This window comes from Affinirhizobium straminoryzae (assembly GCF_007004135.1).
Taxonomy (GTDB): domain Bacteria; phylum Pseudomonadota; class Alphaproteobacteria; order Rhizobiales; family Rhizobiaceae; genus Neorhizobium; species Neorhizobium straminoryzae.
On the sequence record NZ_VJMG01000050.1, the window covers coordinates 15,155 to 27,606 of the forward strand.

Here is a 12,452-nt window from a genome sequence, read left to right on the forward strand (position 1 = left end):
TGACCACACGCTCTGGACAAGCCGAATCGGCTTTGATTCACTGCGCATAGTTCGCAAGCGGCATTGCGAATCAGCATGAGGGATCAATCAGAGCGATGGCGGACGTGCAGCGGGAAACCGCAGCCGGAGAACGGTTGCGTTTCAAATTTCCGGATTGGCTGGGCGTCGCGCTCGGCGACGGAAACGGGCTGCGTGTATTGCGGCGCCGGCTGGAAGACCTGCCGAGCGCCGAACTCTGGCTGAAGCGCTCCATCCCCCTGCTGATCATCGCCTTCCTCGCCGTGATCGCGGCCTCTCGCCTGCTCGGTCTGGTGTCGGAACGCGCCCGCATGGAGGAGGCCGCCCGCCAGTCCACCGCGCTTTTGGCGTCGGCGAGTGCTGCTGCGTTTTCCGGCCACGAGCAGGCCTTTGCAACCGATGACCGCAAGGCGGCGGAAGAGCGGCTGGCGCTGTTTTTGCCGAAGAACCGGCTACAGGCCGGCGCCTTTGTCATCCTGGTCGATTCCAGCGGTCGCATCTTCGGCGGCACGCCGCAGGCCAGTGCCTACATCAACCAGCGCCTGGATTCCCTTTTGCCGGAAATGGTCGCCCTGCGCCGGTTCGGCGGCGATGACGGCGTGATCGAGACGGCTTTCAACGAAATCCCGCACTACGCCTCTATCCGCGCGCTTGGCGGCCCGCAAGGCGGGCTCGTCGTCGCCGGCCATTCGCTGGAAGGCGCCGATCAGTTCTGGCGCCAGCAGGTGTCGCTCAACGTCACCCTGTTCACCGGCATCTCCTCGGTGCTGCTCGTCATTCTCTACGCCTATTACATGCAGGTGAAGCGCGCCCGCGACGCCGACGAGATCTTCCTGGAATCCAACATGCGCGTCGAAACGGCGCTGTCGCGCGGACGCTGCGGCCTCTGGGATTTCGATCTCGCCAACCGCAGGCTGTTCTGGTCGCGCTCCATGTATGAAATGCTCGGCCTGCCGCCGGGCAACAACATGCTCTCGTTCAGCGAAGCCGCGCGACTGATGCACCCGGCCGATGGCAACCTGTTTGCACTGGCGCGTGCCGTCGGCCGCGGCAATGCCAAGCAGATCGACCAGGTGTTCCGCATGCGCCATGCGGCTGGCCATTACGTCTGGATGCGCGCCCGCGCCCAGGTGATGAAGTCGAGCAGCGGCCGCACCCATGTGATCGGGATTGCCATGGACGTGACGGAACAGCACCGTCTCGCCCAGCGCTATGCGGAGGCCGACCAGCGTCTGGCGGACGCCATCGAATGCACCTCCGAAGCCTTCGTGCTGTGGGACAAGAACGACCGTCTGGTGATGTGCAACACCCACTTCCAGCAGGCCTACGGGCTGCCGGACACCGTGCTGGTGCCCGGCACCGAAAAGAGCGTGGTGACGGCCGCGGCCGCCCGCCCGGTCATCGAGCGGCGCATCGTCGATCCGGATCATAACGGCTTTTCGCGCACCACAGAGGTGCAGCTTGCCGACGAGCGCTGGCTGCAGATCAACGAACGGCGCACGCGCGATGGCGGCATGGTGTCCGTCGGCACCGACATCACGCTTCTGAAGCGCCATCAGGAGCGCCTGCGTGAATCCGAGCGCCGCCTGATGGCCACCATCGGCGATCTCTCGGCCTCGCAGAAGAAGCTCGAGCGCCAGAAGGCGGAGCTTTCCGTCGCCAATGCCAATTATCAGGCAGAAAAGGAACGCGCCGAGGCCGCCAACAAAGCAAAATCCGAATTCCTCGCCAATATGAGCCACGAGCTGCGCACGCCGCTCAACGCCATCCTCGGCTTCTCGGAAATCCTGGTGAATGGCATGTTCGGCCCGGTCGGCTCGCCGAAATACAGCGAATATGCCCGCGACATCCATGACAGCGGCAAGCATCTGCTGAACGTCATCAACGACATCCTCGACATGTCGAAGATCGAGGCAGGTCACATGAAGATCGTCTGCGAGAGCATCGATCTCGCGCCGCTGATCGAGGAGAGCATCCGCCTGACTGCCATGCCGGCGGAAGCCAAGCTGATCGCCGTCACGCAGCGCGTCACCTCCGGCCTGCACATGCATGGCGACCGGCGCGCCATGAAGCAGATCTTCCTCAACATCCTGTCCAATGCGGTCAAGTTCACCAACGAGGGCGGCCGTGTGGAACTGCGTGCCCGCCAGTCGGAGCGCGGCATCTGGCTCACCATCGCCGATACGGGCATCGGCATTCCCAAGGCCGCACTCGGCAAGATCGGCCAGCCCTTCGAACAGGTGCAGAGCCAGTATGCCAAGAGCAAGGGCGGCTCGGGCCTCGGTCTCGCCATCTCGCGCTCGCTGGTCACGCTGCATGGCGGCACCATGCGCATCCGCTCGGCCGTCGATCGCGGCACCGTCGTTGCGCTGTTCATTCCTCAGCAGCGGGGCTGCTGCGCTGGGACAGGCACGCCTGCAGGATCGATCGCACGCTCTTCGACAGCCGCTTGACCTCGGCCTCGATCAGCTTGAGGCTCGGTGCATCGCCCGCCGTGCACAACCGCTCGATCAGGCCGGCCGGCGCGTCCTTCGGGTCGAAAGCGCCTTCCACGCACAGCCGGATGATCTGCGAGAGTTCGGTATAGAGCCGGAGCGCCGTCACGCAGGTCTCCAGATCGTCCGGGCTCAGACGCCCGCCGGCATTCCGGCGCAGCGCCGCCTCTGTCCCGCGCATCGAGACGGCCGCCTCATCGCCCTGCCCCGCCGCCCCGGACGGCGCGACGAGCCGCAGATATTGCGCGATGAATTCGATGTCGATCAGCCCGCCGGGGATCAGCTTGAAATCCCAGAGATCGCGTGGCGGCTTTTCCTGCTCGATCAGCGCGCGCATGTCGGAAACGTCCGCCGCCGTCTTCTGGCGGTCGCGCGGTCTTGTCAGCACATCGGCGATCACCTGGCCGGCCTCGGCCATCAGGCTCTCGTCACCGCAGACAAGGCGCGCCCGCGTCAAGGCCATGTGTTCCCAGGTCCAGGCCTCCTCCTCCTGATACCTTCGGAAGGCATTGATACGGGTGGCGACCGGCCCCTTGTTGCCGGAGGGACGCAGTCTCAGATCCACCTCAAAGACGATCCCCTCCGCCGTCGGTGCCGAAAGGGCCGCGATCAGCCGCTGCGTCACGCGGGTAAAATAGCGCATGGCATCGAGCGGCTTTGCACCATCCGATTCCTGCACCGCCTCCGGATAGTCGTAGAGCAGGATCAGGTCGACATCGGAGCCCGCCGTCAGCTCGTAACTGCCGAGCTTGCCCATGCCGAGAACGGCGACGCGGCCGCCGGGATAGGTCCCATGCGCCTGCGCCATCTCGCCAAGCACCGCCGCCAACGCCTGTTCGATGACAAGGTCGGCGAGATCGGTAAAGGCGCGGCCGGCCTGGACGCCGGAAATCGTTCCGGTCAGCAGGCGAATGCCGATCAGGAAGCGCTGTTCGGCGGTGAAGATGCGCAGCCGATCCAGCACCTCCTCGTAATGGCGGGCGCCACCGAGAAAGGTCGTCAGCCGCTCGGAGAGATAATGCCGCGTCGGCATTTCCTGCATCAGGCCGGGATCGAGCATGCCGTCGAACACATGCGGGCGCGCGGCGATGATATCGGCGAGCCTTGGCGCCGCCGCCATGATCATCACCAGCAGCGACAGCAGACCGGGATTGTTGCCAAGGAGGGAAAACAGCTGGATGCCCGCCGGCAGCGCCTTCAGGAAACCGTCGAAGCGCAGCAATGCCTCATCGGCGCGCTTGCTCGCACCAAAGGCAGAGAGAAGCTCCGGCATCAGTTCCGTCAGCCGCTCGCGCGCCTCGACGGATTGCGTCGCCCGGTAGCGCCCGTAATGCCAGGTGCGGATCACCCGCGACATGTCCGCCGGCCGCTCGAAACCCAGTTTCGACAGCGTGACCAGCGTCTCCGGATCATCGTTCTGCCCGGTGAAGACCAGATTGCCCTCGCCGGCCGAAAGCTTCGCCTCCTGCTCGAACAGGCGCGCATAGCGACGTTCGACACGGCGGAGCACATCTTCGAGACGAGCGGAAAACGTCGCCGTGTCGGCAAAGCCCAGCATATAGGCAATGCGCTTCAACTCGGCCTCGGTCTCCGGAAGGCGGTGGGACTGCTCGTCGCGCACCATCTGGATGCGATGCTCCACATCGCGCAGGAACCAGTAGGCTTCTGTCAGTTCGGCGGCGATTTCCGGCGTGATCCAGCGGGATTGGGCAAGCGCGGCAAGGGCAGCCTCCGTGCGTCGCTCGCGGATCGCCGGCACGCGGCCGCCGGCAATCAGCTGCTGCGTCTGTGCAAAGAACTCGATCTCGCGAATGCCGCCCCGCCCGAGCTTCACGTCATGCCCCTTGACCGCGATCACCCCATGCCCCTTGTGGGCATGGATCTGCCGCTTGATCGAGTGGATGTCGGCGATCGCCGCATAGTCGAGGTATTTGCGGAAAACGAAGGGCGTTATTTCGCGCAGGAAAGCCTCGCCGGCCTTCAGATCACCGGCCATCGGCCGCGCCTTGATATAGGCGGCCCGCTCCCAGTTCTGGCCGCGCCCCTCATAATAGATCAGCGCCGCTTCGACGGGCACCGCAAGCGGTGTCGAACCGGGATCGGGCCGCAGGCGTAGGTCGGTACGAAACACATACCCGTCACCCGTCCGCTCCTGCAGGATGCGGATCAGCCGGCGCATCATGCGACCATACACTTCGGTCGCTTCGGCCGGGTCCGGCAGAATGCCGCTGTCCGGATCGAAGAAGACGACGATGTCGATGTCGGAGGAATAGTTCAGTTCGCCCGCGCCGAGCTTGCCCATGCCGAGCACGATCAGGCCTGAAGCGTCGCTCGGCCGTGCGGGATCGGCAAGCCGCAGCTTGCCGGCGTGATGAGACGCCAGCAGCAGGTGATCCATGGCCGCCGCCACCGCCGCATCGGCAAGCTTCGTCAGCCATTGCGTCGTTTCGCGCGCATGCAGCAGCCCGGAGAGATCGGCGAGCGCCAGCAGGAAACTCACCTGCCGCTTGGCATCGCGCAATGCGGTCATCACCTCGGCCTCGGTTGGGGTCACCCCATCCATGCGCGGCTGCCAGCAGTCACGCGCGTCAGCCAGGGCCGCCTCCAGCTGCGGCTCCAGCGCCTCCTCCAGCGCGCGCGCCAAAAGTTGGGGCCGGATCGCCGCAATGTCCTTGAGGTAGGGCGAGAGCGAGAGCGCGCCGACGAGAAAATCCTTGAGCGGTCCGCCTTCAGCAAGAACAGCGGCAATCGCCGCCTCGCGCGCCCCCATCTCCTTCAGCGCCGAAAGCGCCGAGCGCGCCTCGGTCTGGTTGAAGGGTTTCAGTTCCCGCACCGTCTGCGTCAGCCGCCGAACCGTCATCGTCACGCATCCTCCCCATGCTCCCCATACTCCCTTTAGAGCTTCTGGAGGGGAAACACCATCGTAACGGTCAGTCCTGGTTGCACTGCCTCATCGCCATGGGTAGCGGAAAGCTCCAGCCGGCCGCCATGCAGTTCCATCACCGCCTCCACCAGCGAAAGGCCAAGCCCGGTCCCCGGCTTGGAGCGGCTTTCGTCGAGACGCACGAAGCGCTTGGTCACTTCCTTGCGCTTGTCGGCCGGAATGCCCGGCCCGCTATCGGCCACGGACAGGTGCAGCCCGTCCGCCTGCCGGCGCAGGATCACCCGGATCGGTTCGGCCCCATCGGCCTCACAGGCATATTTGATCGCATTGTCCAGGAGGTTGAAGATTGCCTGCCCGATCAGTTCGCGATTGCCGTGCACGGCAAGCCCGGGCTCGATATCGGTGGTCAGCGCCAGTCCCGCCTCCTCCGCCACCGGCTCGTAAAGCTCGGCGCTGTCGGCGGAAATAGCCGAAAGATCGACACTCGTCATCTCGGCGGCAATCGAGCCGGCCTCCACGCGTGAGATCATGAGGAGCGCATTGAAGGTACGGATCAGCTGGTCGGATTCGGCGATGATGCCTTCCAGCGCCATCCGGCGGCTCTCTTCCCGATCCTGGGCCAGTGCATCGGCCGCCTTGTTGCGCAGCCGGGTCAGCGGCGTCTTGAGATCGTGGGCGATGTTGTCGGAGACCTGCCGCAGGCCTTCGTTCAGCTTCTCGATGCGCTCCAGCATGGCGTTCAGCGATTCGGACAGACGGTCGAACTCGTCGCCGGAAACGCCAACCGGCAGGCGCTGCGAAAGGTCGCCCGCGATGATCTTGGTGCTCGCCGCCGACATCCGGTCGATGCGTTTCAGCGCATTGCGGCCGATGCCGAACCAGATCACCAGCGCACCCAGCCCCATGATCGCCAGCGCCACCATCAGCGCACGCCGCACGATGCCGCGGAACCGGCCGGGTTCGCCGAGATCGCGGCCGATCATCACCCTGAGGCCATTGTCGAGGAAGAACACATTGGCGGTTGCCACATGCGGCCGCGGAGGCCCGGTCTCGGTGAAGGGCTCGTAATGGAAGGGAAAGCGGGTCCAGCCCTCATTGTCGAGCACGCCGGGCTCGACGCTCGCCACATTGCCGGCCAGCATCTCGCCGCTCGAACTTGCGATCACGTAGAGATTGGCACCCGGCTGGCGCGCCCGCCGCTCCATGATGCGCAGCAGAACGGTAATGCCGCCGCGCTCATAGGCGCGCAGGAAATCCGATGTCTCCTGGATAAGCGCCTCGCGCACCTGCTGCGCCAGAAGCCTCTCCGACATGGCCGTCACATAGACCACGAGGAAGGCCGCGCAGAGCGCAAACAGCAGGATGTAGAGCGCCGAGAGCCGAACGGTCGTCGAGCGAAAGACAAGGCGGATACGGCTGAGCGAGGGTTTCACGCCTCGTCCTTGATCATGTAGCCGGCACCGCGAATGGTCTTCAGCAGCGGCTTGTCGAAATCCTTCTCGATCTTGGAGCGCAGGCGCGACACATGCACGTCGATCACGTTGGTCTGCGGGTCGAAATGGTAATCCCACACGTTTTCGAGCAGCATGGTGCGGGTGACCACCTGACCGGCATTTTTCATCAGATATTCCAGCAGGCGGAACTCGCGCGGCTGCAGCAGGACCTCCTTGCCGCCGCGGCGCACCTCATGCGACAGGCGGTCCAGTTCCAGATCGCCGACCCGGTAGACCATGTCCTGTTCCGGCGCGCCCTTGCGGCGGCCCAGCACCTCGACGCGGGCCAGAAGCTCGCTGAAGGCATAGGGTTTCGGCAGGTAATCGTCGCCCCCGGCGCGCAGGCCCGTCACGCGGTCATCCACCTGGCCAAGTGCCGAAAGGATCAGCACGGGCGTGTTGATGCCACGCTTGCGCAGTTCGGTAATGACGGAAATGCCGTCACGACGCGGCAGCATACGGTCGACCACCATCACGTCGTAGGCATTTTCCGAGCCCATGAACAGGCCGCTTTCGCCATCACTGGCGTGATCGGCCACGATGCCGGCCTCGCGAAAGGCCTTGGTCATGTAGGCTGCGGCTTCCAGATCGTCTTCAATCACAAGAATCTTCATGTGCGGGACAATAGCGTCCGTCACGCCATCCGTAAAACAGGTTTCGGACTTTCCATCGCTCTCATGTCCGGTCATCTGCATGGGTGAAAGCCTCATCGCATGGAAACACAATGCCGAATGAAAGAGAGGCGCCGAGCCATTCCCGGCCCGGCGCCCCGTTTCAGAAAGGCTCGGCCCCGGTCAGCCTTCGTTGAGCGGCAGCGCGATGAAGCGGCTGCCGTTCTGAGACTGGATCTGGAAAAGCGCACGGGTGCGGCCATCCTTGCGGGCTGCTTCGATCGCCTTGGTGATATCGGCGGCCGAAGATACCTGCTGGTTGTTGACCGAGGTGATCTTTTCGCCTTCGCGCAACCCCTTGGCGGCGGCCTCGGAGTCGGGATCGACATCGGTCACGGCCACACCATTGCCGTCATCGGACGGGGCAACCGTGATACCCAGTGCCGTCAGCGCCTTTTCGGTGGAGGGCTGCGAACCCTGATCCTGGTTCTGGCTGCTTTCCGCCTTGGTCGCTTCGTCGCTGGCCAGATTGCCGAGCAGAACCGTGACGGACTGCGCCTTGCCATTGCGCCAGATCGACACTTCGGCCTTCTTGTTCGGCCCGATTGCGGCCACCTTCTTGGCGAGATCGCGGGCATCCTTGACCGGCTCGCCATTGACGGCGGTGATTACGTCACCCTGCTTGATGCCGGCCTTGGCGCCCGGAGAGTTGTCCTGCGGAGCAACGACCAGCGCACCCTTGGCTTCCGAGAGGCCAAGCGAATCCGCGATGTCCTGCGTTACCGGCTGGATCTGTACGCCGAGCCAGCCGCGTTCCACCTTGCCGTCCTTCATCAGGTCGGCGATCACGTCCTTGGCGGTGGAGGCGGGGATGGCAAAGGCAATGCCGACGCTGCCGCCGGAGGGCGAGAAGATCGCGGTGTTGATGCCCACCACTTCGCCGTTCAGGTTGAAGGTCGGGCCGCCGGAATTGCCGCGGTTGACGGCTGCATCGACCTGGATGAAATCGTCATAGGGGCCGGAGCCGATGTCGCGACCGCGGGCGGAAACGATACCGGCCGTCACCGTGCCGCCAAGGCCGAAGGGATTGCCGACAGCCACCACCCAGTCGCCGACGCGGGTCTTGCTGTCATCGGCAAACTTCACATAGGTGAACTTGCGCTTGGCATCGACCTTCAGCAGCGCCAGATCGGTGCGGCTGTCCTTGCCGACCAGCTTGGCATCGAGTTCCGTGCCGTCGTTCATGACCACCGTATAGGCCGAACCATCCGAGACGACGTGGTTGTTGGTGACGACATAGCCGTCTTCCGAGATGAAGAAGCCGGAGCCCTGGGCGACGGGGCGCAGGTAGTGCGGGCGCTTCGGGTCGCGCTGGGCGCGGTCCTGGTTCTTGCCGCCCTGGCCCTGCTGGTTGCCGAACTCCCGGAAGAAGCGCTTCAGCGGGTGGTCGTCCGGCAGGTCATCGAAGCCGCGACCGCCGAAATTGAACGAAAAACCGTTGCCGCTGTCATCGGAAACAGGGGTCGCATCCGACTTGACGCGAACCGAGACGACAGCCGGCGAAACGGCGGAGACCACGTCGGAGAAACTCGGAACCTGCGGTGCGGCGACCGTCACCGGCTCGGCGAAGGTCTGGTAGACCTGGGCCGGGATGCCGGTGGAGAGCATGACGGCCGCGAGGCCCGCCACGGTCGATCCCTTCAGCACGGTTTTCAGGGAGGGACGTCCGATCTTGCTCTTGAGCATTGTAAGATACCTTCTGCTTCACTTCATTCAGACTGGAGTGCCGGCGATCCGGCGGCGGTGGATGACAGAAGATATAGGGTGGCCCGCCTTAACTGCATCTGTCCGGCGGGTGAAATGTTCGTAATGTTTCCGAATGTTGCAGGGGCCGTCACTCGCCGAGCAGCGCATCCAGCCGGGCTTTTTCCGCCTCGGTCAGCGGTTGCTCCGTCACGGTCGCACGGCGGCGGCGCATGGTCAGCACCAGCGCAAGCGCTCCGGCCGCCAGCAGAACCGCCGGCATGCACCATAGCAGGACCGTCCTGGCGCTCAGCCTCGGCTTCAGCAGCACGAATTCGCCGTAGCGGGAAACGACGTAGTCGATCACCTGGCTATCGCTGTCACCGCGCACGATCCGTTCGCGCACCAGAAGCCGCAGATCCTTGGCGAGCTCCGCATTCGAATCATCGATCGACTGGTTCTGGCAGACCATGCAGCGCAGCTGGCCGGAAAGCGCACGCGCCCGCTCTTCCAGCACCGGGTCCTTCAGCACCTCGTCCGGATTGACGGCGAAGGCCGGCATGGGCGCCAGAAGGAGGACAAGCCCGATGACAATCCTTGCAAGGCGCAAGCCGCGCCCTTCGGCCGGCCCAGAGCCTCCTCGTCCCCCAACGGAGAAAAGGCCCATGCAGAAACGAAGATCCCTTGGAGGCGTGATCATTCCGCCGGCTCCATCTGCGCCTTCACCGCCTTCGTGCGGCGGCTCGGCGCGCCGACCCGCAGGCGACGGTCAGAGAGCGAGACGAAACCGCCCAGCATCATCACCAGCGCGCCCCCCCAGATGCACAGGATCCACGGCTTCCACCAGATGCGCACGACGATGCCGCCATCGTCCATCGGATCGCCCAGCGACACATAGAGCTGGCTGAGGCCGAAGCTCAGGATGCCGGCTTCCGTCGTCGGCATGCGGCGGGCTGTATAGAGCCGCTTGGAAGACCAGACATCGGCCACCGTCACGCCGCCGCGACTAATGGTGAAATGCGCCCGCTCCTCGGTGAAGTTCGGGCCGACCGCCTCGCGCATGCCGTCGAAGATCAGCGTATAGCCGCCGGCCTCCGCTGTCTGGCCCTGCTTCATCTCCACCACCGTTTCCGTCTGGAAGGTGGTGACGGCGACGATGCCGAGCACGGTGATGCCAAGCCCCATATGCGCGAGCGCCGTGCCAAAGGCCGAGCGCGGCAGCCCCTTCAGGCGGCGAAAGGCGATGGAGACGGCAAGCTTGCCGAAATTGGCGCGATACCAGAGATCTGCCAGCGCACCGAGGATCAGGTAGAAGCCGAGTGCAAGCCCGAGCGCCGCCAGCACTGGCCCGCCATGCTCGGCATAAAAGAGGCCGAGCCCCGCCAAAAGCGAAAGCCCCGCCACCAGATAGAGGCGCTGCAACGCGCCCAGAAGATCGCCGCGCTTCCAGGCCAGCAGCGGACCGAAGGGCACCGCCAGAAGCAGCGGGATCATCAACAGGCCGAAGGTCAGGTTGAAGAAGGGCGCACCGACGGAGATCTTCTCGCCGGTCAGCGTCTCCAGCACCAGCGGATAGAGCGTGCCCGTCAGAACTGTGGCGGCGGACACCGTCAGGATCAGGTTGTTCAGCACCAGCGACCCCTCGCGCGAGATCGGTGCGAACAGGCCGCCGCTCTTCAGCTGCGGCGCCCGCCAGGCAAACAGCGTGAAGGCGCCGCCGATGAACAGGCTGAGGATCGCCAGGATGAAGATGCCGCGCGACGGATCGGTCGCGAAGGCATGCACGGAGGTAAGCACGCCGGAGCGCACCAGGAAGGTGCCGAGCAGCGACAGCGAAAAGGTCATGATCGCCAGCAGCACGGTCCAGATCTTCAGCGCCTCGCGCTTTTCCATCACCAGCGCCGAATGCAGAAGCGCGGTGCCGGCAAGCCAGGGCATGAAGGAGGCGTTTTCCACCGGATCCCAGAACCACCAGCCGCCCCAGCCAAGTTCGTAATAGGCCCAGTAGGAGCCCATGGCGATGCCGGCGGTGAGAAAGGTCCAGGCGGCCAGCGTCCACGGCCGCACCCAGCGCGCCCAGGCCGCATCGATCCGTCCCTCGATCAGGGCAGCGACTGCAAAGGAGAAGCAGACGGAGAAGCCGACATAGCCGAGATAGAGCAGCGGCGGATGCACCGCGAGCCCCGGATCCTGCAGCACGGGATTGAGGTCCTGTCCTTCGGCGGGGGCCGGATCGAGCCGCAGGAAGGGATTGGAGGTCAAAAGGATGAACAGCAGGAAGGCGAGACTGATCCAGGCCTGCACGGACAGCACGGTCGCCTTCAGCGTGTCCGGCAGGTTGCGGCCGAACACCGCCACCATGGCGCTGAACAGCGTCAGGATCAGAAGCCACAGCAGCATGGAGCCTTCGTGATTGCCCCAGACGCCCGAGAGCTTGTAGACCATCGGCATCAGCGAATGGGAGTTTTCCCAGACATTGCGCAGGGAGAAATCCGAAACGGCATAGGCCCAGGTCAGCACGGCAAAGGCAAAAGCGACCAGCGCGAACTGAAGCACCGAGCCGAGGGGTGCCAACGCCATCAGGGCCGCATCGCCGCGCCGCGCGCCAATCACGGGGGCGATGGAAAGGATAAGCGCCGTGGCCAGCGCCAGCACCAGCGCGTAATGGCCGATTTCGATGATCATCGCTTGGCCCCCTCGCCTTCGTTCCACACGCCCTTTTCCTTCAGGCGATCGGCCACCTCCTTCGGCATGTAATTCTCGTCATGCTTGGCGAGCACCGTATCGGCACGAAAATCATGGCCCGTGTCGAACACGCCCTCGGTCACCACGCCCTGCCCCTCGCGGAAAAGGTCCGGCAGGATGCCGGTATAGCGAACCGGCACGCTGGCATTGCCGTCGGTCACCTTGAAGCTGACCGTCGAGCCCGCACCGCGCACCACCGAACCGGCTTCCACGAGACCACCAAGACGAATTCGGGTACCCGGCGAAACATTGGCGGCCGAAAGATCGCCCGGCATGTAGAAATAGGCCACCGACTGGCTGAAGGCGAACATCACCAGCAGCACCGCCACCATGATGAAGCCCACGCCACCGCCGATCACGGCCAGTCGCTTCTGCTTGCGCGTCATTGCGTCACCCCCTCGACGGACAGGCCAATCTCCCGGGACAGCGTCTTGTGGCGCTCGCCCGGGAGATTGGCCTGTCC

At 64.6% G+C, this 12,452-nt stretch carries 7 protein-coding genes and 1 pseudogene; 1 reads left to right on the forward strand and 7 read right to left on the reverse strand.

Annotated features, from left to right (window positions below; translation table 11 throughout):
- Positions 1 to 95 precede the first annotated feature (95 nt).
- Positions 96 to 2,399: pseudogene (locus tag FNA46_RS17435) on the forward strand (PAS domain-containing sensor histidine kinase); the annotation flags it as partial.
- On the opposite strand, the gene FNA46_RS17440 reads toward FNA46_RS17435, so the two are convergent.
- From FNA46_RS17440 to ccmE, 7 genes are all read right to left on the reverse strand, one after another.
- Positions 2,392 to 5,373: a bifunctional [glutamine synthetase] adenylyltransferase/[glutamine synthetase]-adenylyl-L-tyrosine phosphorylase gene (locus tag FNA46_RS17440; RefSeq protein ID WP_143126498.1), complete on the reverse strand. Its 2,982-nt coding sequence runs from the start codon at positions 5,371 to 5,373 to the stop codon at positions 2,392 to 2,394. The pseudogene FNA46_RS17435 and the gene FNA46_RS17440 sit on opposite strands and share 8 nt — an antisense overlap.
- A 35-nt stretch (positions 5,374 to 5,408) precedes the next feature.
- Entirely contained in the window at positions 5,409 to 6,830 is a 1,422-nt protein-coding gene (locus tag FNA46_RS17445; protein WP_143126493.1) for a sensor histidine kinase, read from the reverse strand.
- Positions 6,827 to 7,579 carry a response regulator transcription factor gene (locus tag FNA46_RS17450; protein WP_280177825.1) on the reverse strand — a complete coding sequence of 251 codons (753 nt, stop codon included), beginning with the start codon at positions 7,577 to 7,579 and terminating at the stop codon, positions 6,827 to 6,829. Before FNA46_RS17450 ends, FNA46_RS17445 begins: the two co-directional genes overlap by 4 nt.
- 105 nt (positions 7,580 to 7,684) lie before the next feature.
- Positions 7,685 to 9,247: a Do family serine endopeptidase gene (locus FNA46_RS17455; RefSeq protein ID WP_143126494.1), complete on the reverse strand. Its 1,563-nt coding sequence runs from the start codon at positions 9,245 to 9,247 to the stop codon at positions 7,685 to 7,687.
- Positions 9,248 to 9,395: 148 nt separating this feature from the next.
- Positions 9,396 to 9,911, reverse strand: coding sequence for a cytochrome c-type biogenesis protein (locus FNA46_RS17460; RefSeq protein WP_143126495.1), 516 nt, complete (start codon positions 9,909 to 9,911; stop codon positions 9,396 to 9,398).
- A 29-nt stretch (positions 9,912 to 9,940) separates the two neighbouring features.
- Entirely contained in the window at positions 9,941 to 11,929 is a 1,989-nt protein-coding gene (locus FNA46_RS17465; protein ID WP_143126496.1) for a heme lyase CcmF/NrfE family subunit, read from the reverse strand.
- A complete protein-coding gene (ccmE, locus tag FNA46_RS17470) occupies positions 11,926 to 12,375 on the reverse strand; it encodes a cytochrome c maturation protein CcmE (protein WP_143126497.1) in 450 nt (149 codons plus the stop codon). Before ccmE ends, FNA46_RS17465 begins: the two co-directional genes overlap by 4 nt.
- Positions 12,376 to 12,452: the final 77 nt, after the last annotated feature.